The organism is Salinisphaera sp., from assembly GCF_002729955.1.
Lineage (GTDB): Bacteria > Pseudomonadota > Gammaproteobacteria > Nevskiales > Salinisphaeraceae > Salinisphaera.
This window is the reverse complement of record NZ_PBYA01000026.1, coordinates 1-21,451: the sequence shown is the minus strand read 5'-3', so window position 1 is coordinate 21,451 and position 21,451 is coordinate 1. Positions and strand designations below refer to the sequence as shown.

General features: G+C 64.6%; 18 protein-coding genes. 8 read left to right on the top strand and 10 right to left on the bottom strand.

Going from position 1 to position 21,451, the window contains the following annotated elements:
* Nucleotides 1–27: 27 nt before the first annotated feature.
* Nucleotides 28–906: a sulfite exporter TauE/SafE family protein gene (locus CMN27_RS06220; RefSeq protein ID WP_293624897.1), complete on the bottom strand. Its 879-nt coding sequence runs from the start codon at nucleotides 904–906 to the stop codon at nucleotides 28–30.
* Between the two features lie 187 nt (nucleotides 907–1,093).
* Between CMN27_RS06220 and CMN27_RS06215 the strand changes: the two genes are divergently transcribed.
* Nucleotides 1,094–1,732 carry a hypothetical protein gene (locus CMN27_RS06215; RefSeq protein ID WP_293624896.1) on the top strand — a complete coding sequence of 213 codons (639 nt, stop codon included), beginning with the start codon at nucleotides 1,094–1,096 and terminating at the stop codon, nucleotides 1,730–1,732.
* Between the two features lie 276 nt (nucleotides 1,733–2,008).
* Nucleotides 2,009–4,024, top strand: a complete 2,016-nt coding sequence (locus tag CMN27_RS06210; protein WP_293624895.1) for a dipeptide ABC transporter ATP-binding protein — start codon at nucleotides 2,009–2,011, stop codon at nucleotides 4,022–4,024.
* Nucleotides 4,025–4,042: 18 nt separating this feature from the next.
* Here CMN27_RS06210 and CMN27_RS06205 read toward each other — a convergent pair whose 3' ends face one another.
* The 4 genes from CMN27_RS06205 to CMN27_RS06190 all read right to left on the bottom strand — a co-directional run bounded on the left by CMN27_RS06205 (nucleotide 4,043) and on the right by CMN27_RS06190 (nucleotide 9,515).
* Entirely contained in the window at nucleotides 4,043–5,194 is a 1,152-nt protein-coding gene (locus CMN27_RS06205) for a TAXI family TRAP transporter solute-binding subunit (RefSeq protein ID WP_293624894.1), read from the bottom strand.
* A gap of 90 nt (nucleotides 5,195–5,284) precedes the next feature.
* Nucleotides 5,285–6,454, bottom strand: coding sequence for an acyl-CoA dehydrogenase (locus CMN27_RS06200; RefSeq protein WP_293624893.1), 1,170 nt, complete (start codon nucleotides 6,452–6,454; stop codon nucleotides 5,285–5,287).
* Between the two features lie 122 nt (nucleotides 6,455–6,576).
* Nucleotides 6,577–7,794, bottom strand: a complete 1,218-nt coding sequence (locus tag CMN27_RS06195) for a CaiB/BaiF CoA-transferase family protein (RefSeq protein ID WP_293624892.1) — start codon at nucleotides 7,792–7,794, stop codon at nucleotides 6,577–6,579.
* Nucleotides 7,785–9,515, bottom strand: coding sequence for an acyl-CoA dehydrogenase family protein (locus CMN27_RS06190; protein WP_293624891.1), 1,731 nt, complete (start codon nucleotides 9,513–9,515; stop codon nucleotides 7,785–7,787). The genes CMN27_RS06195 and CMN27_RS06190 overlap by 10 nt, the downstream gene beginning before the upstream one ends.
* Nucleotides 9,516–9,624: 109 nt before the next feature.
* Here CMN27_RS06190 and CMN27_RS06185 point away from each other — a divergent pair, with 109 nt between their 5' ends.
* A complete protein-coding gene (locus CMN27_RS06185; protein ID WP_293624890.1) occupies nucleotides 9,625–10,503 on the top strand; it encodes a LysR family transcriptional regulator in 879 nt (292 codons plus the stop codon).
* 72 nt (nucleotides 10,504–10,575) lie between these two features.
* Here CMN27_RS06185 and CMN27_RS06180 read toward each other — a convergent pair whose 3' ends face one another.
* Both CMN27_RS06180 and CMN27_RS06175 read right to left on the bottom strand, forming a co-directional pair.
* Nucleotides 10,576–12,813, bottom strand: a complete 2,238-nt coding sequence (locus tag CMN27_RS06180) for a PhoX family phosphatase (protein WP_293624889.1) — start codon at nucleotides 12,811–12,813, stop codon at nucleotides 10,576–10,578.
* Between the two features lie 292 nt (nucleotides 12,814–13,105).
* The gene (locus CMN27_RS06175; RefSeq protein ID WP_293624888.1) at nucleotides 13,106–13,633 is read right to left on the bottom strand and encodes an O-acetyl-ADP-ribose deacetylase; all 528 of its coding nucleotides are present in this window, start codon (nucleotides 13,631–13,633) and stop codon (nucleotides 13,106–13,108) included.
* Nucleotides 13,634–13,697: 64 nt separating this feature from the next.
* Here CMN27_RS06175 and CMN27_RS06170 point away from each other — a divergent pair, with 64 nt between their 5' ends.
* Nucleotides 13,698–15,023: a DUF2254 domain-containing protein gene (locus CMN27_RS06170; protein ID WP_293624887.1), complete on the top strand. Its 1,326-nt coding sequence runs from the start codon at nucleotides 13,698–13,700 to the stop codon at nucleotides 15,021–15,023.
* Between the two features lie 66 nt (nucleotides 15,024–15,089).
* Nucleotides 15,090–17,297, top strand: a complete 2,208-nt coding sequence (locus CMN27_RS06165) for a S9 family peptidase (RefSeq protein WP_293624886.1) — start codon at nucleotides 15,090–15,092, stop codon at nucleotides 17,295–17,297.
* A 141-nt stretch (nucleotides 17,298–17,438) separates the two neighbouring features.
* Here CMN27_RS06165 and CMN27_RS06160 read toward each other — a convergent pair whose 3' ends face one another.
* The gene (locus CMN27_RS06160) at nucleotides 17,439–17,936 is read right to left on the bottom strand and encodes a metallophosphoesterase family protein (RefSeq protein ID WP_293624885.1); all 498 of its coding nucleotides are present in this window, start codon (nucleotides 17,934–17,936) and stop codon (nucleotides 17,439–17,441) included.
* 103 nt (nucleotides 17,937–18,039) lie between these two features.
* Between CMN27_RS06160 and CMN27_RS06155 the strand changes: the two genes are divergently transcribed.
* Entirely contained in the window at nucleotides 18,040–18,771 is a 732-nt protein-coding gene (locus CMN27_RS06155; RefSeq protein ID WP_293624884.1) for a ParA family protein, read from the top strand.
* 9 nt (nucleotides 18,772–18,780) lie between these two features.
* Here CMN27_RS06155 and CMN27_RS06150 read toward each other — a convergent pair whose 3' ends face one another.
* Nucleotides 18,781–19,686 (bottom strand): haloalkane dehalogenase, encoded by a 906-nt coding sequence (locus tag CMN27_RS06150; protein ID WP_293624883.1) that lies wholly within the window; start codon nucleotides 19,684–19,686, stop codon nucleotides 18,781–18,783.
* 158 nt (nucleotides 19,687–19,844) lie between these two features.
* On the opposite strand from CMN27_RS06150, the gene CMN27_RS06145 reads away from it, so the two are divergent.
* On the top strand, nucleotides 19,845–20,228 hold the full coding sequence (locus tag CMN27_RS06145) for a DUF3015 family protein (RefSeq protein WP_293624882.1): 384 nt from the start codon (nucleotides 19,845–19,847) through the stop codon (nucleotides 20,226–20,228).
* Nucleotides 20,229–20,286: 58 nt separating this feature from the next.
* Nucleotides 20,287–21,144 carry a superoxide dismutase family protein gene (locus CMN27_RS06140; protein WP_293624881.1) on the top strand — a complete coding sequence of 286 codons (858 nt, stop codon included), beginning with the start codon at nucleotides 20,287–20,289 and terminating at the stop codon, nucleotides 21,142–21,144.
* Between the two features lie 94 nt (nucleotides 21,145–21,238).
* On the opposite strand, the gene CMN27_RS06135 is transcribed toward CMN27_RS06140, so the two are convergent.
* On the bottom strand, nucleotides 21,239–21,451 hold a 213-nt coding region (locus CMN27_RS06135), incomplete at its 5' end, for an OST-HTH/LOTUS domain-containing protein (RefSeq protein ID WP_293624880.1).

Sequence of the window (21,451 nt, the reverse complement as noted above, 5' to 3'; positions counted from 1 at the left end):
CGCCGAGCTATTGCCCGCGGCTGCCGCTCAGCCAGCCGCCTCGGCGAGGGTTGTTGCACGGCGATGCTGGCGTACGACATAGGCCACGAGCGCGGCCCACAGCACGAGGCCACCCAGCAGCAGCGAATTCACCAGCGCCGTATCGACGCCGAGCGAGGCCAGCACGGTACGTCCATTGGTGAGAATGATCGCCCCGCCGACGATCGCCGCCAGCACCTGAGCGGGCAGATGGCGTACGAGTGCGGCGGCGATGGGCGCCGCGATCAGCCCGCTTAAGGCAAAGATCGCCACCCACGACCAGTTGATGCCATGCAGGCCGAGCACGGCCAGAAAGCCCAGCGAGCCGGCCAGGGTGACCGCGAACTCGCTGGCATCGACGGTGCCGACCACCCGCCGCGGTTCCATACCGGCATGGGCCATGAGCGTGGGCGTGGCGATCGGGCCCCAACCACCGCCGCCCACGCTGTCGAAAAAACCGGCCACGATCGACAGCGGCACGGTCTTCCAGTGCGATAGCAACCTCTTCTCGCGCGTTTTGCGCAGGCCCAGCACCACCGATGCCGTCACATAGACGCCCAGCAACAACAAAAAGGCGGATACGAACGGCTTGATCAGATCGCCCGATATCGAGCCCAGAAACAGCGCACCGACGAAGGCGCCGATCGCGCCCGGCACCACCATGCGCTTGAGCAGGGCAACATCGACGTTGCCAAACCGGTAATGGGCCGTGCCGGAGGCGGCCGTGGTCGCGATCTCGGCAAAATGAATCGACGCCGAAGCCACCGCCGGGCTGATACCGAGCGCGATCAGCATGGTCGACGACGTCAGCCCATAGCCCATGCCGAGCGAGCCGTCGACGAGTTGCGCAACGAAACCCGCAATACCGAACAATATAAGTTTTTGCACCCGAAACGCCGGACGATGGGATCAGGATGCGAACTCTATCCGGACCGAGCCTCGACAAAAAAGAATATTAATTGAAATACAAATCACTTTTTCGTCTATGGGGAGCTGCCCTGACTGTTTGGGTAGCGCCTGGTGCTGGCCCATGACCTGTAGGGTGGCCGTTTAAAATCGTATCGAGCCAGCGAACATGTGGGATTTCATCAGCACCCATGGCCAGGTGCTCACCCTGTGCGTGACAGCGGCCACGCTCGTGGTATGGACCGTTTACGGCCAGCTGCTGGCCAAGGGACTGTATCGCAGTCAGCTGCCGCGCCTGTTCCTGAAGCAGGCTGATGGCCAGAGCCTGCACTCGCGCTGCTATCTGGCCAACATGGGGCTCGAATCCGCCTATCTGCGCTCGGTGTTCATCGATATGCAGACCGCCGACGGCCAGGCACGGGGTACCGTCAACGCCTACCGGCCAGCAAGCGACGAGCAAGCCTGCGGCGGGGATATGCGCACCGGCATACTCGGCCCCCTGCCGGCCAATACCCATATCAACCTCGGTCGCTTCAGCGATCTGCTCCAGGCCAGCGCTTTCGATGCGGATTGGGGCACGGCCCAAGACTCGAGCCCGGCCTCGGCGGCCATACAAGGGTTCACGATTACGGCCGTTTTGAATTACGGCCCCAATGAACGTTTCATCGGCGCGGTACGCGACTTCGATATCGACGACGCCGGCGAACGCGTGATCCCGTCCTCGACCGGTACGCGCCAACTCAAAGGCCGCCGTGCCGCGCGGCGTCTCAAATCCGCAGTGCGCGAGATCATGCGAAGCGATTACTGACGCCCTGGCGGCGGCCGCAGGTAATTGACCCTGCCCAAACCGGTTAAGTCGATGGACGATTCCCCCGGTTGATGACGCGCGCGTACGAACGCGTGGGCGCCACAGCCAACGGTGGTGAAGCCACTGGCGGACACGACGGGCCGGGGCCGGCGTTTCTTTCGATGGCGTTGAAAACAGCTGACGTGGTCAGCTGTCGCGGTGCCGGATTGATATGTGGCAGGGCGCGCACAGGTGCTGGCGGTTTCGTTTTTCCACCGCCGATGATTTACTCAGCGAATGACATCCAATCCCCCGCTGCTCGAAGTCGAGGCGCTGCGTACCCATCTGGACACGCCGGCCGGCGTACTGCGTGCGGTCGATGCCGTGAGCTTTGCCATCGCACCCGGCGAAACCCTGGCCCTGCTGGGCGAATCCGGCTGCGGCAAGTCGATGACGGCGCTATCGCTGATGGGGCTGACGCCCAAGACCAACACCCGCCTGCTGGACGGTACGGTACGCCTGGGCGGCGAGGATCTGCTGAGCCTGTCGGAAGCGGCCATGCGCGAACGCCGCGGCGCGCGTATCGGCATGGTGTTTCAGGAACCGATGAGCGCGCTCAACCCGGTGCTCACCGTCGGCCAGCAGATTGGCGAGGCGCTGGCCACCCATGCCGGCTTGCGCGGCAGGGCGCGACGCGAACGCGGCCTGGCCCTGCTCGAGGAAGTCGGCATGCCGGACCCGGCGGCACGCTGGGATGCCTATCCGCACGAGCTCTCGGGCGGGCTCAAGCAGCGCGTGGTGATCGCCATCGCACTCGCCGGCGAGCCGGATGTGCTCATCGCCGACGAACCCACGACCGCGCTCGATGTGACCATTCAGGCTCAGATTCTGGCGCTGCTCGGCCGCCTGCAGCGCGAACGCGGCATGGCGTTGCTGCTGATCACCCACGATCTGGCCGTGGTCAACGAGGTGGCCGATCGTGTGGCGGTGATGTATGCCGGGCATATCGTGGAGCTTGCCGAGCGCGAGACGCTGTTCGCCGCGCCGCGCCACCCCTACACGCGCAAACTGTTTGCCTCGCTGCCCGGTGCGGCCCAGCGCGGGCGCCCACTCGCCGCCATCCCGGGCACCGTGCCGCCGCTCACATCCGATCTGCCGGCCTGTCGGTTTGCCGATCGCTGCGAATACGCCTGGGCGGCCTGCCGTACCAGCGCGCCCTCCTGGCAGACCGATGCCGGCGCGCGGGTTCGCTGCCATCTCTACGATTCAAACTATCGCGGTGAACCCTTACCGGCCGCGCCTGCCGTAGCCGATACCACGGCCGAGGAGGCCAAGGGCGACGCAGAACCCGAAACGCTGCTCGAAGCCCGCGATGTGGCCGTGCATTTTCCGATCACCCAAGGCGTATTCAAACGCACCGTCGGCCATGTGCGCGCGGTCGACGGCATATCGCTAGACGTGAAACGCGGGCGCACGCTGGCCCTGGTCGGCGAATCCGGCTGTGGCAAGACGACCCTCGGGCGTGCACTCGCCCGGCTGATCGAACCGACCGCCGGCACGCTACGCTTCGGCGGCGACGATCTGGCGGCCCTGTCCGGCAGGCGGCTGCGCGCTGCGCGCCGGCATCTGCAGATGATCTTTCAGGATCCGTTCTCGGCCATGAACCCGCGCATGCTGGTCGGCGAGATCATCGCCGAAGGGCTCGTTGCCCAGAAGATCGGCCAGAACAGCGCCGATCGACGCCGTATTGCCAGCGAGCTGCTGGCCGACGTCGGCCTGCCGGCCGCGGCGCTCGATCGCTATCCGCACGAATTCTCGGGCGGACAGCGCCAGCGTATCTGTATCGCCCGGGCGCTGGCGCTCGAACCGGACCTGCTGATCTGCGACGAGCCGACCAGCGCGCTGGATGTATCCGTTCAGGCGCAGGTGCTCAACCTGCTCAAACGCCTGCAGGCCGAGCGCAATCTCGCCTATCTGTTCATTACCCACGACATGGCGGTGGTGAGCTATCTGGCCGATGACATCGCGGTGATGTATCTCGGCGAAATCGTCGAACGCGGCCCGGCCGCCGAGTTGCTCTCAGCGCCCAAGCACCCGTACACACAGGCCCTGCTGTCGGCCATGCCGCGCGTCGACAACCGCCATCGCGGCGAACGCATCCATCTGGCGGGCAATCTGCCTTCGCCCGCCAATCCGCCGCCTGGCTGTCGGTTCCATCCGCGTTGTGCGCACGTCATGGATCGCTGCAAACGCGAGTCGCCACAGGCCCGCGCGTTCGGTACCGACCACAGCGCGCGCTGTCATCTGTACTGAGGCCGGGCTGCGACGAGACTACAAGCCCTCGATGGCCTGTTCGCGCCGAGCCTGCCAGAGCTTTTCAAACGCCGCGTCGCTTTGCCCCTGGCCCTCGGCCACGGCCTCCTTCCAGGCTGCGCGCAGCGCTTTCAGGCGCGCCAGGCGTTGGTCGTTCCATTGCTGCATCTCGTCGGTCCAAATGCCTTTTTCCTTGAGATACCGGATCGCGCCCGGATGAAACGGCACATCGATGGGCGGCGTGCCGGCGCGATCCAGCGCCCAGCGTTTCATCGCCGCGGTGGCATTCTTGTATTCGGGAAAGGCCTGATCCAGCGCCTTGAGATAGTTGTAGACGAAATCCTCATCGGCATCCGCGGGCACCACCATCATCGGATAGCGATAGGCCAGAATATCGACGGGGTGCTCCTTGCCGATGCCGCCGCCGATGGTTTCCTGGTAAGGCTGAAAGAACGGTGCGACCTTCTGCAGCCGCGCCCAACCGGCTTCGTTATCGGGCGACAGTTCCAACCAGCGGATACCGCGCGGCGATTCGGCGAGTTCGTAGGTCTGGCTGGTGGTGGGCGTGGTACAGGCCGCGTCCGCCTTGCCCTGGGCGAGCGAACTCATCGTCGCGCTATAGGTCGGGAACATGATCGCGTCGACATCGTCGCGGGTCAGCCCGGCAAAGGCCAGAAACGCATCGCATTTGAGATTGGTCGACGGGTTACCGGCGGTATAGGCCACGCGCTGGCCCTTGAGCTGTTGCAGGGTTTCGATACCGGCATCGCGCGCGGTGAACACGCCGAACGAGGACGGACGCCCGGCGATTACGCGCAGATTTTGCGGGCCCCAGCGTCGGGCGGCGAAATCGGCCACGCCCTCGGAGGCGAAAAACGTTTCCGTGGCCAGAAAACCGACCTGGGCCCGGCCGCGCAACAACGGCTCGAGCCGACCCACGGCGGAGCCGGAAGGCTGAATACGAATCCGGGTGCCATAGTCCTTGCCAAAGGCATCGGCAATCGCCGAGGCCTCGGCATAGCCGGCCGAACCGATATCGTAGGACGACCAGGTCATGGTCGCCGGCAGCTGCGGCGCGTCATCGGCCACGGCATTCGAAAGCGGCATGAGCCCGCAGGCGGCCACCCCGAGACCCGCAATCGCAGAACGTAGCAATACGCTGATGGACATGATGATTTCTCCTCCTGATTGTTTATGGGCGGCGAACGTTCTGTTCGTCGCGATCGGCGCAAACGAGGCCGGCGCCGACGGCCCGGCCGTTCAGCCGAAGGCCTGAATGCCGGTCTGGGCGCGGCCCAGAATCAGCGCATGCACGTCGTGCGTGCCTTCGTAGGTATTCACGGCTTCCAGGTTCATCACGTGACGGATCACGTGATATTCGTCGGAAATGCCGTTACCGCCGTGCATGTCGCGTGCCTGGCGCGCGATATCCAGCGCCTTGCCACAGTTGTTGCGCTTCATCAGCGACACCATCTCGGGCGACCAGTTGCCTTCGTCCATCAGACGGCCCAGACGCAGACAGCCCTGCAGCCCGAGCGTGATCTCGGTCTGCATGTCGGCAAGCTTTTTCTGGATCAGCTGGGTGGCGGCCAGCGGACGCTTGAACTGCTTGCGATCGAGCGTATAGCTGCGTGCGGCATGCCAGCAGAATTCGGCCGCGCCCATCGCGCCCCAGGAAATGCCGTAACGGGCCTTGTTCAGACAGGCGAACGGGCCTTTAAGGCCTTCCACGTCGAGCCGGTTTTCTTCCGGCACGAAGCAGTCGGAGAGCATGATCTGACCCGTGGCCGAGGCCCGCAGCGAGAACTTGCCTTCCAGCTTGGGCGTTTCCATGCCGCCGAAGTCACGTTCGACCACGAAGCCGTTGATCTTGCCGTCGAGGTTTGCCCATACAACCGCCACGTCGGCGATCGGCGAGTTCGTGATCCAGTTCTTGGCGCCGTTCAGGACATAGCCACCGTCGACCTTCTTGGCCTTGGTGCTCATGGAGCCGGGATCGGAGCCATGGTCGGGTTCGGTCAGCCCGAAGCAGCCGACCCATTCACCGCCGGCGAGCTTGGGCAGGTATTTCTCGCGCAGGGCTTCGCTGCCGAAGGTATAGATCGGGAACATCACCAGCGAGGACTGAACGCTCATCGCCGAGCGATAGCCGGAGTCCACGGATTCAACTTCGCGCGCCAGCAGGCCGTAGCAGACATGGTTCAGGCCGGCGCCGCCGTACTGTTCGGGAATGGTGGCGCCCAGCATGCCGAGATCACCGAGCTCGTTCATGATCTCGCGATGAAAGATCTCGTGGCGGTTGGCCTCGAGCACGCGCGGCATGAGGCTGTGCTGGCAATAGTCATGACCGGCTTCGCGAATCATGCGCTCGTCTTCGGTCAGTTGGGCGTCGAGATGCAGTACGTCATCCCATTTGAAATCGAAGCTCATTCGTTCACTCCTCTCGAATCGGCGCACCGCTCATCCGGCGCACGCTTTTATCGTTATCGTCGCGCCGCCCTCGACGCGGTTCGTGGTCCGGCGCCATGGCGTCGACGGTGAGTCGAACCCACCTAAATCTTGACCACCCCGGCCTCAATGAGCCGCTGCTGGGTCGCCTCGTCGATACCCAGCGACGTGAGCACCGCACGACTGTCACCGCCCAGGTTCGGCGGCGGCCGTCGATAGGTCGCGGGCGTGCGCGAAAGCTTGATCGGCGAAGCCGTGCCGCGATATTCACCGATCTCGGCGACCAGTTCGCGATGCCGCGTATGCGGATGATTCACCACCGCCGCCACGTCCTGAACCGGCCCGCAGGGCACGCCCGCACCGATCAGCCGCGGCGCCAGTTCGGCGGCGCCATGCGCGGCCAGCCGCGCCTCAAGCGCCTGCTTGAGTTCGTGGCGGTGCGCACAGCGACAGCGGTTGTCGGCAAAACGCGGATCGTTAGCAAGCTCGGGCGTGCCGAGCAGTTCGCACAGCCTGGCGAACTGACCGTTGTTGCCTACCGCCAGAAAGATCGGGTCCGCGCCGGTGGCGTAAGTGTCGTAGGGCGCGATGTTCGGATGTGCATTGCCACTGCGCGCCGGCACCTTCGCATTGGCGAAATAGTTGGCCAGATGCGGATGCAGCACCGACACGCCGCAGTCGTAGAGCGATACGTCCAGCGACTGCCCGCGTCCACTGTCGCGGCGTTCGTGCAACGCCATCAGGATGCCGAGCGCAGCGTTGAGGCCGGTGACCATGTCCACGATGGGCACACCCACACGCAGCGGCTCGCCGGCGGCCTCGCCGTTGACGCTCATCAACCCGCCCATGGCCTGAATCACCGCGTCGTAACCAGGCAGGCCGCCCATCGGTCCGCTCGCCCCGAAGCCGGAAATGGCACAGTGCACGAGCGCGGGAAAGCGCTTGGCAAGCACGTCATCGTAGCCCAGGCCCCAGCGTTCGAGGGTGCCCGGCTTGAAGTTCTCGACGAACACGTCGGCGTCTTCGAGCAGGGCCAACAGGATCTCGCGGCCGTTGTCGGTCGCCAAATCGATCGCCACGCCCTGCTTGTTGCGATTCAGCCCCGAGAAATACGCCGCCACGCCCTCGATGAAGGGCGGCCCCCAGGTACGCGTTTCATCCCCGCCCGGGGGTTCGAGCTTGATCACGTCGGCGCCGTGATCGGCCAGGATCTGGGTACAGAACGGCCCGCCCAGAACCCGGCTGAGATCCACGACTTTCAGCCCGTGCAACGCGCCATCGCGCGCCGCCTCGCTTTGCTCGCCTGCGTTGCTCACGGGCACAGCGCGAGCGCCTGGTCGAGCGAAAGCGGCGTTTCATCGAGCAGCGCGCGCTGTATATCGGCATCGGCGCCGGCCGCCATGGGCGCGAGCGGATCGGCCGGCTGCAGTTTGTAGCGCACGACCAGCAGCGCAAGCGCGAGCCGGCGGGCGGCGCCCGCTTGCGCGCCTTCCCAGGCCAGAAACACCGCACTGCACAGGTTGTAGAGCGCGCCGGCAACCTGGCGCACGATCTCGTCGTCTTTTTGTTCGGCAGTCTCGGCCACGAGACGGGCCACGCGATCGATGATCGGCGTGAATGTCGCGCGCGCGCGTTCCGGCATCCCAGCCCCGGCCATCAGCGCGTGCAGATATTCGATCAGCGGGTCGAGGGTTTGCTGGCGGCGCACCGCGCGCATCACATCGAGGGCGACGATATTGCTCGTGCCTTCCCAGATCGAGCCCAGATGCGCGTCGCGCAGCAGCTTGGCTTCGGGCCATTCCTCGATATAGCCGACGCCGCCGCGGACCTCCATGGCATCGCCGATCGCCTTGCGCGAATCCCGGGTTGCACGGAACTTGATCAACGGCGTGAGAATGCGCACGAGCCTGGCGGCTGTTTCGTCGCCGTGATCGGCCTTATCCAGGCACCGGCTGATATGCATGAACATCGAACGCGCCTGTTCGGCGGGAAGCATGATCTTGAGCAGCTGGCGCTGCATGAGCGGCATGTCGATCAGCCGTTGGCCGAAGGCCTGCCGATGGCGGGCGACATGCAGCGCTTCCGAGAGCGCGCGGCGCATCAGGCCCGCCGCGCGCACGCCGTTGGATAGCCGCGACATGTTCATCATGTCCGCGATCTGCTGGAAACCGCGGCCGATATCGCCAATCAGATACGCCGTAGCATCGTCGAGCACGATTTCGCCGCTGGCCATCGAGCGGGTGCCCAGCTTGTCCTTGAGACGCACGATGCGATAGCTGTTGCGCGTGCCGTCGTCGCGAGTTTTCGGCAATAGAAACAATCCGATACCCGCCATGCCCTCGGGGGCGTCGTCGGCCCGGGCCAGCACCATGGCCAGATCCGCATCCGCATTCGAGCAGAACCACTTGTCGCCGCGCAGACGCCAATCGCCATCGTCGCCGCGTGTCGCACGGGTGGTGATACGCGCAATATCCGAACCCGCGGCCTGTTCGGTCATGAACATCGCACCCTGATAGAGCGTGTCCATGTCGCGGGCGGTCAGATACGGCAGATATTTGTCCACCAGCGCGGCACCGCCGAACTTGCGCAGCGTACGGGTGAGCGAATCGGTCATGCTCACCGGGCAGCAAAGGCCGAATTCGGCCTGGACGAACAGGTAGGTCAACGCATACTTGATCAGCGAAGGGCGCTTGCCATCGGTATGGCTGAGCGCGGCCAGACCCAGCTCGCCATAGGCCACGCCTTCGAGCGCGGTATAGCTGGGGTGTTTTTCGATGGACTGAGCGTCTTCGCCGCGTCGGTTGCGATGCACGAGCACCGGCGGGTTCTTGTCGGCCGCCATGGCCCAATCGTCGAGTTCACCTGCCGCGCGCGCCCCCAGATCGACGAGCTGCGGTTCGAGTTCCGTATAGGTTGCATCGCCCAGATACACCCGCAGCACACGGGCGAGGTCCGGATCGCGCTCGAACAGGCTCAGCCCCCGGGCGTCGGGGATGTTGCTTTGGGAAACCGTCTCGTGCGACGCGGTGGCAGAGGTCGACATGGCGCATTCTCGTGTGAGCTTGACTGCAGACTAGGGCGCGCTTTCGATAGACGTCCAATACAATTGATGTCCTGTTCGATAAACAGTGCTTATTGCTAATATCGCTGTTATGGATCTCAAACAACTGCGTTATTTCGTGGCCGTGGCCCGCGAACTGCATTTCGGCCGTGCCGCCCGCCGGCTGCATATCTCGCAGCCGGCGCTGAGTTTCGATATCAAGAAATTCGAGCAACAGCTAGGCGTGACGCTGCTTGAGCGCAACAGCAAACGCGTGGCCCTGACCGATGCCGGCACGCTGTTGTTGACCGAGGCCGAACATCTGCTCGCCCATGCGGCCGATGCCGAACAGCTCGTACGCCGCTCGGCCCAGCGTCTGAGCGGCCGGCTGCGGGTGGGCTTCGTCAATTCGATGCTGTTTCGCGGCCTGCCAGAGGCGATCGAACGCTTCGGACGCGATCATGCCGATATCGATATCGTGCTCAAGGAGCTCAACAGCGAAGAACAGACCGCCGCCCTGCTGGGCCAGCGTATCGATATGGGTTGTGCCCACGGGATTCGCCACAGCGACGAGATCCGCAGCCAGTTGCTGCTGCGCGAATCCTTTCTGTGCTGTCTGCCACGTAGCCACCGGCTTGCCAGCACTGGCCCCCTCGAACTGACGTGCCTGGCCGACGAACCGTTCATCCTGTTTCCGCGCGCGGTTTCGCCGCACTATCACGACCGCATCGTCGCGCTATGCGTGGAAGCCGGTTTCAGTCCGCAGATTCGCCACGAAGCACGACTGTGGCAAACCGTAGTCACAATGGTGGAAAAAGGTATGGGCATCGCGCTGGTTCCGGCGCCGCTGGTGCACGCCGCGCGGGATGCGGCCTGTTTTCGGCCGTTGGCCGGCAATGCGGGCATGTCGGAGATTCATCTGCTGCGCCGTAGCGGTATTCAGAACCCGCTCGCCGATGCCTTTTCTGCCTGTCTGGCCGAGGCCACATAACGGTTTCACGTGGAGCAGACAAAAAAAGGCCGCCCGCGGGCGGCCCTTTGTCGGCAGACAAACGACGTTACGTCAGACCGCGATCTGACCGCCGTCTGCCTTCTGAATCACCACCGTCGACGCACGCGGGCGCACATCGCCGGTGGGTTCGACCGTGGCATCCGGCGTATTGCTGCCATTGTCATCAATCGGCCAGTTGCTGGGGTGCTGGATGTTGATGAACAGCGCCGTCTTGTCGGGCGTCGCGAAGATGCCGGTGACTTCACAGCCGTTCGGGCCGACCGCGAAGCGCTTGAGCTGGGCCTGGTTGCCTTCGTGAATCACCGAGGCGTTATCGCCCTTGCTCAGCCCCTGTGGGACGACGGCAAGCACTTGGTCGTTGGTGTACTGGGTACCGCTGTCGGTTTCGATCCAGAGAATGCCCTGGCCGTCGCCGCGGTCGTCGTACCAGAGGCCGTCGCAGCTGGAGAAGAAATTCTGCTCCGACAGGCTCGACAGGTTCTGGTCGTCGCTGGTCGGCACCTTACCGAACACGAAGACGTCCCAGTCGAAAGTGGTTTCGCCCGGCGACGGCTCGACCCAGCGAATGACCTGGCCATCGCTGTTGCCAGCACGTGGGTTGGCCGCGTTGACCGGCGCCTGACCGTAAGAGGCGCCCGGCTCCTCAATCGAATCACCGTTCGAGACGGTCGCACGCTGCCCTTCAGGCAGGCGATCCGAATTGTTGGTCAGGGTCATGTAGACCTCGCCCGATACCGGATCCACGGTGCCCCATTCGGGACGGTCCATGGGCGTGGCCCCCATGAGATCAGCCGCGTCGCAGGTATGGATGATGATGCCGGCACGATCGCCCGCCTCAAGACCCAGGGCGCTGGCCAGCGTCTGGCCGGCATAGCGGCTACCGGCAGAGACCGGCACGATCGTATCCGGCTCGAGTTCCAACCATTCGCCCGTGCCATCGGCGTTGAACTTGGCAGCATAAAGCGTGCCTTCGTTCATATACTTGGCGCCGATCGCCAGACGATCGGTCGTGGCACCCGCCATGTTGGCGTCCGCCGGATTCCATTTCGCGTCGGAGACGAACTTGTAGATGTATTCGTTGCGCGAATCGTGGCCGGAGTAGAACACCACGGGCTCGCCTTCGACGAGCTTGCCCGGCCAGCAGCCTTCATGACGGAAACGACCCAGCGCGGTGCGCTTGACCGGCCGCGAAGTCGCATCATAGGGGTCGATTTCTACGATATAGCCGAAGGTACGCGGCTCATTGCGATAGTCGGCGGACGCAGTTTCGCCCGTGGGTGTGGCGTTGAAGCGAGCGAATTCGCCGTTGTTTTCCGTCGCATCCCCGGCCGAGGTCTCCCAGTCATACCGGGTGCCGCCCTGGCCAATGCCCAGGCGATTGTCGTCTGCCTCGCGGCCGCTGTCCTTGCGGAAGATGGCCGGCCAGTTTTCTTCGCAGGTCAAATAGGTGCCCCAGGGGGTAAAGCCGTTGGCACAGTTATTGTTGGTGCCGCGGGTAGTCCTGCCCGTGTTGTCATAGGCGGTCACGACATACTGGCTGCCGGCCACCGGGCCTTCCAGATCGCAGGGGGTGGCGCTGGTTACACGGCGGTTGTACTGCGAGTTGCGTACCACGTCCCAGACGCGGTTTTCGTCGCGGCGCAGCTCCACCACGGTTACGCCGTGGGCATTGATTTCAGTGCGCGATTCGTTTGCCGGGCGCGGATTTTCGCTGGGGCCACCCTGGGGCGCCCAGAGCGCGCCCTGATCGATGTATTCGTTGTTCAGCGCCATGATGAAGTTCGACGACGCCGTATCATCGGAAATCGGGAAATGATACATCCCGTCGTGGTGCATGCCCACGCTGTTGGCCTGAATTTCCGGGGTGAACGCCAGGCTCTGGCTCCAGGCCTGCCCGTTGTTGTTGATCGGCGTGCCCCAGGGCATGACCACCTGGGCGGTATAACCGCTGGTCGCCGTGGCGGCGGCGGTGCCCGCGGTCAGCGCCGCACTTCCATTTTTCTGCGAGGCATTTGCGCTCGGTACGACCACGGCGTCCTGCTTGGAGCCGGCGACCGCTTCGAACGCGAGCATCATGGCCGCGGCGCGATCGTCTTCGCTGACCGACCGGTTGTCGTTGTCGTCGTCGCTGCAGGCGGTCAGGCCGAAGCCGGCGAGCATGCTCACTGCCGCAACGTTCAGCCCGCCGCGCATGATGCTGCGGCGGGATACGCGCCGTTCCAGCACGGAGGAGAACGGTTCGTTCTCGCTGTCGTTCAATAGCCGATGGTCTTCGATTTCTTCGCTCATGGTCCGCCCTCGGTGGTGGTGGTCAATCTTGTTTTGGCATGCGCAGACAACTGCGCCGGCACGGCTGGCGTTCGCCGGGTTTATCGCGTTGAAACGCCCGGTACGGGCGCAGGAGGGCTTCGTCGCAACACGGCGTTGCGGCCAAAGCAATCTTTCGCGAAACCCCATGACAAACGGCAACAGGCCATTTGCCACCGCACGCTAGGCGTTGGCTGTGACATCTCCATGACCACACCGGGGCGTTTTCATGACGGTTTCGTGGCCACCACAGAAAAGCGCTTGCTGAACAGGCTCAACGCCTGTCGAGCGCCTGCTCGAAGGCGGCCAGCGCATCGTCGGAAAAGAGCACGAAACGCACTCGCTTGAGGCTTTGTGCGCGTGCCGCGCAGTCGGCCACGGTGCTCACGGCAATATCGGCCGCTTCGTCGAGCGGGTAGCCGTAAATGCCGGCAGAAATGGCCGGAAAGGCGATCGATTCGGCGTTTTCCTGCTCGGCGAGCTGCATGGACAGCCGATAGCAGCTGGCCAGCTGGGCGGCCACAGGCTGGCTCTTGCTGTAGACGGGGCCGGCGCAATGCACGACGTGGTCGTTGGGCAGATCGAAGGCCGGGGTGATCACCGCCTCGCCGGCTTCGATCGGCGCCAGGGCACGACTGGCCTCGACCAGTTTCGGCCCGGCCGCGCGATGGATGGCGCCGTCCACACCGCCGCCGCCCTTGAGTTGCTTGTTGGCGGCGTTGACGATCACGCCGATATCCGGCTGCCGGGTGATATCGCCCTTGATGCATTCGATGGTCAGGCCGTGGATCTTTCGCTGCATGGTCGTTCCTGGATTCCGGTATGGTTCGTCCATCATCCCGAGCCCGGCGCTTCGAGCCAAGCCAATGGCGCAACTGATCAAATACTGGAACACCCTCAAGGGCAGCTACTGGTTCATCCCGACCGTGATGTCGATCGCCGCGGCGATCCTGTCGTTCGTGCTGACCGCGATCGACTCGCGTATCGGCGATGCCTGGGTGGCACAGATGCCGTGGATCTACAGCATTCAGGCCGACGGCGCGCGCGGGCTGCTGACCACGGTGGCCGGCTCGATGATCGGGGTGGCGGGCGTGACCTTCTCGATCACGATCGCGGCCCTGTCGTATACGACCTCCACGCTCGGCCCGCGTCTGCTGACCAACTTCATGAACGACCGCGGCAACCAGATCACCCTGGGTACGTTCGTTTCCACCTTCGTCTACTGTCTGCTATTGCTACGCGTGGTGCAGGCGGGTCATGAAAGCAACGCTGCGTTCGTGCCGCATCTGTCGCTGGCCTTCGCCGTGGGCATGGCGGTGGCCAGCCTCGCTGTGCTGATCTATTTCATCCACCACATCACCGAGTCGCTGCACGTCTCCAACGTGGTGGCCAATGTCGCCCGCGATCTCGACAGCGCGATCGACGGCTACGAGGCCCGCGTGGAGGCCGATCGCGAGAAACCGGCCGCGAACCTGCCCGCCGACTTCGACCAACAGGCCGTGGCAGTACGCGCCAACGGCGACGGCTATATCCAGAATCTCGTGTTCGGCTCGCTGGTGAACACCGCTGCACGCCACGATCTGGTGCTGCGCATCGAACGCGCCCCGGGCGATTTCGTGAGCGCCGGGCAGACCCTGCTTTGGGCCTGGCCGGCCGCACGCGTGGACGAAGACATCAGCCATGCGCTGGTGGGCGCCTATGCCTGGGGCCGCCAGCGCACCGAATCCCAGGACGTGTTCTTTCTGGTCAACGAACTGGTGGAAATCGCGGCCCGCGCGTTGTCGCCCGGCATCAACGACCCCTATACCGCCATGGGCTGTCTCGACTGGCTCAGCGGCGCGTTGCATCGGGTGGCCCGCCACGATATCTGCAGCCGGCACGGCTTCGATAGCGACGACAAGCTGCGCGTGTGGGCGCGCGGTTTCGATTTTGAAGCGCTGGCAAGCGCCATCTTCGACCAGCTGCGTGCCTATTTCGCCAGCGACCGCAACGCGGCCGTGCATATGCTGACCCGCATCGGCGACGCCGGCGAGTTCCTGCGTGGCCCCGATCAGCGCCGGCTCATGCAGAACCAGGCCGATGCCCTGCACGAGGCCGCAGTAGCCGCCATGACCAGCGAACTCGATCGTCGTGCCGTCGAACAGGCCTATCGCCGGGCCGTACGCCTGATCGACAAGCGCGACTTCGGCTGAACCCGGCTTGATTCCGTGCCGTTCGAGCCCGATGTTATCGGGTTGGCCATTTTCGAACCAAGCCGCATGACCGACGCACGCATCGATCGCCCCCGCCCAAGTCAGCCCCCGGTCGCCCGCCGACGGCCGGTCAGCGAGCAGCGTCATGGCGTGACGCTGGTAGACGACTATGCCTGGCTGCGCGACGAGCACTGGCGCGAGGCGATGCATGATCCGTCGTTGCTGCATGCCGATATCGCGGCCTATCTGCAGGCGGAAAACGACTATACCGATGCGCATATGGCGCCGCTGTCGTCGTTTCGCCAGCGGCTGGTCGCGGAACTGCGGGCTCGAATCGCCGAGCGCGATACCAGCGTGCCCACCCCGGACGGCGACTGGTACTACTACGTGCGTTTTCGCGAGGCCGGCCAGCACCCGATCTTCTGTCGAGCGCCGCGCGCCGGCAACGACGACCGGCCTGCCGATGCCCCCATGCCCGAGGATGGCCTGGACAACGAACAGATCCTGCTCGACGGCGACGCCGAGGCTCGAGGCCGGGCCTATTTCAGCCTGGGCGCGGTCAACCACAGCCGCGACCATCGCCTGCTGGCCTTTGCCCTGGACGAACGCGGCTCGGAAGCCTTTACGCTGCACGTGCGCGATATCGAAACCCAGCGTGAAGTTCAGCCGCCGATTCCCAACACCACCGGCAACCTGATGTGGTCCGCCGACAGCGCCACCCTGTTCTTCACCACGCTCGACGACAACCACCGCCCCTGCAAGGTCTGGCGGCTGGCGCTCGGCGATGCGCCGGAAAGCGCGGAGCTGGTCTATGCCGAGGCCGACCCGGGCTTTTTCGTATCGGTGGATACCACCCAGAGCGATCGCTTCATCCTGATCCACGCCCACGATCATGCCACCAGCGAAACACGGGTCATCGACTCGGCCACGCCCTGGGACGCACCGCGCCTGATCGCCGAACGCGTCGAGGGCCAGGAATACAGCGTCGAAGACGACGGCGAATACTTCGTGCTCATGACCAACGCCGACGGCGCCGAAGACTTCAAGATGGTGCGCACACCCATCGCCACGCCCGCACGCGAGCACTGGCAGACAATCGTCGAGCACGTGCCGGGCCGGCTGCTGCTGGATCATGTCGAATTCGCCGGGTTTCGCGTACGCATGGAACGCGCCGACGCCCTGCCGCGTATCGTCATCACCGACAAAACCAGCGGTGAGGACCATGCCATCCGCTTCGATGCCGAGGCCTACAGCCTGGGCATCGCGCCGGGCTACGAGCACGACACCTCCACGCTGCGCTTCATCTACAGCGCGCCGAATACGCCCGACGAAACCTACGACTACGACATGGCCACCCGCGAGCGCCAGCTGCGCAAGCGGCGCGCGGTGCCCAGCGGGTTCGACCCGCGGGCCTATGTCGTACGACGGCTGCATGCCACCGCAGCCGACGGGGCCCAGGTGCCGGTCACCCTCATTCACCACGTGGATACGCCGATCGACGGCAGCGCCCCCTGTCTGCTGCACGGCTACGGCGCCTACGGTATTTCCGAAGCCGCGGCGTTTTCTTCCAGCCGGTTTTCGCTGATCGATCGCGGCTTCGTGCATGCCACCGCCCACGTTCGCGGCGGCAAGGAATGCGGCTATCGCTGGTATGCCAACGGCAAGCTGGTGCACAAGCCCAATACGTTCAGCGATTTCATCGCGGTTGCCGAACATCTGGTGGCCACCGGCTACAGTGCGGCCGGCCGGCTCGTGCCACACGGCGGCAGCGCGGGCGGCATGCTGGTGGGCGCGGTGCTCAACCAGCGGCCCGATCTGTGGGGCGCGGCCATCGCCGACGTGCCGTTTGTCGACGTGCTCAATACGATGATGGACGACAGCCTGCCGCTCACGCCGCCGGAATGGCCGGAATGGGGCAACCCGCGCGACGACGTGGCCGCCTTCGAGACCATTCGCAGCTACTGCCCCTATCAGAACGTCCAGGCCCAGGCCTATCCGCCCATTCTCGCCATTGCCGGCGTATCCGACCCGCGGGTGACCTACTGGGAACCGGCCAAATGGGTCGCCAAGCTGCGTGCCCACAAGACCGACAGCAACCCGCTACTGCTCAAGACGCATATGGCCGCCGGCCACGGCGGCCTGCCCGGGCGTTTCACGGCCCTCGAAGAAACGGCGATGATCTATGCGTTCGTGCTCGATGCCTTCAATAAGGCGCAATATTCGCAAGACGACGAAGCCGGCCCCGACCCGATTCGGGCCAACGAAGTCTACTGACGGGGCGACGGGGCTGGCGTGGCGCTATCTCGAAAAGCCCAGGCCAGCTCTTTGATACGCAACATTGCGTGCCGGGCCGGTCGATCGCCATGACGGCCGCCGGCCACGCTGCCGTCGAGCCGATTATCTTAAAAGCGGTATTCAGCCGCGCTTGCCTCGGCGCTGGCCCTGCGGCTCGAACGACTGGGCCCGCACCTGCCAGCGATCCGACTCGGCGATCAGCTCGATTAAGCCGGGTCCGCCATAGGCGCGAGAACGACCGGCCGCGCCGGGGTTGAGTACCCAGGGCGTCTGGTCGGTGTCCTCCAGGCGCCGGTGGCTGTGCCCGCAAACGATGGCTCGGGCGTCGGGAAAACGTTCCCGCAGCTTGCGGTGGCGGGTTTTTGCCGGCCACTGGTGACCATGAATGACGGCAAGCGCACCGCCGGGCAGGTCGAGCACTTCGCTTTCGGGCCAGGGTGCATCGGCCGGGTCGTTGTTACCGGGCACGATCACCAGCCGGGCAGCCAGCGGCGCCATGGCCGCCTCGATGCCGTCGCCGACATCGCCGGCGTGGACCAGTACATCGGCACCGCGAACGGCATCGGCCACTTGGGGGTCGAGGTGACCGTGGGTATCGGCAATCAGGGCTATACGCATTGGGCGAGCTTAACCGGTCGTACGCAGCGGTCAATGCGTTCGCTTGCGGTTTTCAGCGGCGCACGATAGATGCGCGTCGCGTTTTCTGATTAAACTTCAGCGCATGAAAACAATCGCGCTCTACAGCCTTAAAGGCGGTGTCGGGAAGACCGCCGCTGCCGTCAATCTTGCCTACGAGGCAGCCCAGTCGGGGAAGCACGTGCTGCTCTGGGATCTGGACCCGCAGGGGGCGGCAAGCTGGTATTACGGCATCGACGAATCGCCCGAGATTTCGGCCAAGCAGGTGGTTTCCGGCAAGGAACCACTGGGGCGCTATATCAAGCCCACTGCCTACGAACGGCTGGCGATCCTGCCGGGCGATCGTGGCTATCGGGACTGGGATGCCCAGATTCATGCCGCCAAGCAGCCGCGCAAGGTGCTGGAAAGCCTGATCGACCCGTTCTCGGAAAGCTATTCGCTGCTCGTGCTCGACTGCCCGCCGGGCATCGGCGCGCTGGCCACCTCGGTGCTGCGCGCGGCCGATCGCGTGCTGGTGCCGGTGGTGCCCACGCCGCTGTCGCTGCGCGCGCTCGACGAGGTGCTCGAACACGTCGAGGATAAAAAGGTCGGCAAGACGCGGGTGATCCCCTTCTTCTCCATGGCCGATCGTCGCCGCAAGATGCATCGCGAGATGATCGAATCGCCGCCGGCGACGATGAAAAAAGCGCCGAAGACGTTCATTGACTACAGCACGCACGTCGAACAGATGGGCGCGCATCGCGCACCGATCAGCGTCTATGCGCCCCGCAGCCGGGCGGCGGAACAGTATCGCGCGCTGTACGAAGAGATCAGCTGAAGATAGCGACTAGGCGCAACCCGATGGGCCCATTTGGGCAAGCATGAATTCGGCGATTGCTTCGCCCTGATCTTCCTGAAGAAAGTGCCGCGCGCCCCGAATCGTGGTGTGCGCGGCATCGGCCGCGCCCGCCACGCGCCGGCGCAGCGCGCGATCAGCCCCCCGCGTGACCGGATCGCCGTCGGCGAAGCAGGTATGAAACGGGCGTGAAAAACGCGCCAGCGATTGCCAGGCCGCCCGGTTGGCCGGCGTGGCAGGGTCGTCGGATGTTATCGGCACGAGCCGTGGGAACGCTCGAATGCCGGCGGTATAACGCTTGTCCGGAAACGGGGCGTTGTACGCGGCGCGTTCGGCGCGCGTCAGCCAGCGTCGACTGCCCGCCTGCAGGATCGCACCCACCGGAAACACCGGGCTGTAACGCGCGAAGGCACGCCAGGCCGAGAACAGCATCGGCATGGTTTCGTCCCCGGTGGGCAGAAAGCCGTTGCCGACGAAAACCCGCGCGAACGTATCGGCATGCTCGGCGACCAGCCTGAGGCCGATCAGCGATCCCCAGTCCTGGCAGAACAGGGTCACGTCACCAAGCCCAAGCTGCTCGAACCAGGCCCAGGTCCAGGCGACATGGCGGGCATAGCTGTAGTCCGCCACGGCACCCGGCTTGTCGGAACGACCGCAGCCGATCAGGTCCGGGGCGAGTACGCGATAACCGGCGGCCGCCAACGGCGCGATCATGTGGCGATACAGATACGACCAACTCGGCTCGCCATGTAACAGCACCACGGGCCGGGCCGCGGCCGGGCCGGCTTCGACGTATGCCATGCGCAGCCCGTCCACCTCGACATAGCGGGGCCGGTAATCAAAACCGGACAGGCTTGAAAAGCGCGCATCGGGCGTTCGAAAAACCTGGCATGTCATACAAACTCCGTGAACACGGGCGCCGCCACGCGCCGGCCTGGCGACAATCCCCTATTGTGCTGGCTACGCCCAGACGATAGCGTGGCCGCATAACGATAACGGTAAGGGGGATATCCTTGATTGTCAGATTCAACCGCGCACCGGCGAGGGGCAAACACGTGCTGCCTGTCGCATTGCTGGCAGCCACAACGCTGCTGGGCGGCTGCTCGGCCGCGATCAGCACGACCGACGTGGCCGCCGAGGTAACCCGGTCGGTCGCAAAAGGCGTACTGGCCAGCAGCCGTGGCACCACTGATGCATCGGTCACCGAGCCGAACACGCCGCGCTACCAACAAACCGTGGCGTTCGTGGATTCCCAGCGCGATCCGCTGCGCCGCGAGGCCGCCGTCGGCGGTGGCGAGAACATCGCCGCACTGGCCGATCTGCTGAACACCCGCCGCGCCGAGCTGGGCGGCTGGATGCAGGCCCATTACGCCGATTTGTTCACCGACGCGCATGACGCCGAAGCCATCGTCGCGCGGCTGCACGCAAGTCTTGGCTGAACATGCTTACATGAACGCCACCCCCTCACTCCAGACATTCCCAAGGAAAGGACGGTCCATGATGAAATCCGTAGTCTCCGTTTCCGCTGCCATGCTGCTGGCCATGAGCCTGACCGCATGCGGCAACAACGACGATCAGAACAACGATGCCGCTGCCGCCGATACGGCGAACACCAGCCCCGACGCCCAGACCAATACGGCCAGCGAGAACAGCAACGACACCGCCACCGAGACCGCGCCCCAGACGGGTAACGAATCGCAGATGGGCGACGACACGATGCTGGACGGCCATCGCAACAGCCCGGCCGATGGCAGCGCCGCCAATAGCACGGCCAGTGAAGACATGCCGCGTGCGGCAGTCGCCGTACTGCACGGCACCGAGGGCAACGACGGCGTGTCGGCCACGATCCGCTTCACCCCGCAGGACGGCGGTCTGGCCTATACCACCGAAGCGGAAGGGCTCGAGCCCGGCAAGCACGGCTACCATATCCATCTCTACGGCGATTGCTCGTCGGGCGATGGCAAGTCTGCCGGTACCCACTTCAACCTGCAGGGCAGCTCCAAGAACCCGCCGGCCGATATCGACCGCATCACCGGCGACCTGGGTGATCTCGACGTTGGCGAAGACGGCACCGCCTCCGACGAGGGCATGCTCGACGGCGCTTCGCTGACCGGCGCCAAGGCGCTGATCGGCCGCGGCGTGATCATCCATGAGAAAGCCAACGATCCGAGCCAGCCGCCGATCGGCGCCGCCGGTTCGCGTCAGGCCTGTGGCGTGATCGGTATTGCCGAAGCCGACGACGCCGGCATGGATTCGAACGCCAACAGCGGCGATGCCGGCATGTCGAACGGCGAAGGCGCCACGGGTTCGAGCATGAACGACAGCGAGGCCAATCGCAGCGAATCGTCGATGTAAGCCGGCTCGGGCCGCTTGAGCCCAGCCTAGCCCGGCGTCGTTTCACGACGCCGGGTTTTTTGTTGGCCGTCTTGCGCGCCGGCCAACGTTAGCGTTAGCTGACGGCCACCTTGTAATTACCCCGTTCGGCGTCGTATTCGAGGGTGATCTGGCCGTTCTTTTCTGCCGACTGGAGCAGATCGGTGAAGCTTTTGAAGCCGTAGTAGCTTTCATTGAAGCTCGGGTAGACGCGCTTGATGGTCTGTTTGACCAGCGACCCCCAGACCGGATCGTAGTCCGACTCCAGCGACGACACGATTTCCAGCAG

Coding starts and splice junctions, on each gene's coding strand:
- CMN27_RS06215 (WP_293624896.1), top strand. CDS start 1,094: ATGTGGGATTTCATCAGCACCCATGGCCAGGTGCTCACCCTGTGCGTG.
- CMN27_RS06210 (WP_293624895.1), top strand. CDS start 2,009: ATGACATCCAATCCCCCGCTGCTCGAAGTCGAGGCGCTGCGTACCCAT.
- CMN27_RS06205 (WP_293624894.1), bottom strand. CDS start 5,194: ATGTCCATCAGCGTATTGCTACGTTCTGCGATTGCGGGTCTCGGGGTG.
- CMN27_RS06200 (WP_293624893.1), bottom strand. CDS start 6,454: ATGAGCTTCGATTTCAAATGGGATGACGTACTGCATCTCGACGCCCAA.
- CMN27_RS06190 (WP_293624891.1), bottom strand. CDS start 9,515: ATGTCGACCTCTGCCACCGCGTCGCACGAGACGGTTTCCCAAAGCAAC.
- CMN27_RS06185 (WP_293624890.1), top strand. CDS start 9,625: ATGGATCTCAAACAACTGCGTTATTTCGTGGCCGTGGCCCGCGAACTG.
- CMN27_RS06180 (WP_293624889.1), bottom strand. CDS start 12,813: ATGAGCGAAGAAATCGAAGACCATCGGCTATTGAACGACAGCGAGAAC.
- CMN27_RS06175 (WP_293624888.1), bottom strand. CDS start 13,633: ATGCAGCGAAAGATCCACGGCCTGACCATCGAATGCATCAAGGGCGAT.
- CMN27_RS06170 (WP_293624887.1), top strand. CDS start 13,698: ATGGCGCAACTGATCAAATACTGGAACACCCTCAAGGGCAGCTACTGG.
- CMN27_RS06165 (WP_293624886.1), top strand. CDS start 15,090: ATGACCGACGCACGCATCGATCGCCCCCGCCCAAGTCAGCCCCCGGTC.
- CMN27_RS06160 (WP_293624885.1), bottom strand. CDS start 17,936: ATGCGTATAGCCCTGATTGCCGATACCCACGGTCACCTCGACCCCCAA.
- CMN27_RS06155 (WP_293624884.1), top strand. CDS start 18,040: ATGAAAACAATCGCGCTCTACAGCCTTAAAGGCGGTGTCGGGAAGACC.
- CMN27_RS06150 (WP_293624883.1), bottom strand. CDS start 19,686: ATGACATGCCAGGTTTTTCGAACGCCCGATGCGCGCTTTTCAAGCCTG.
- CMN27_RS06140 (WP_293624881.1), top strand. CDS start 20,287: ATGATGAAATCCGTAGTCTCCGTTTCCGCTGCCATGCTGCTGGCCATG.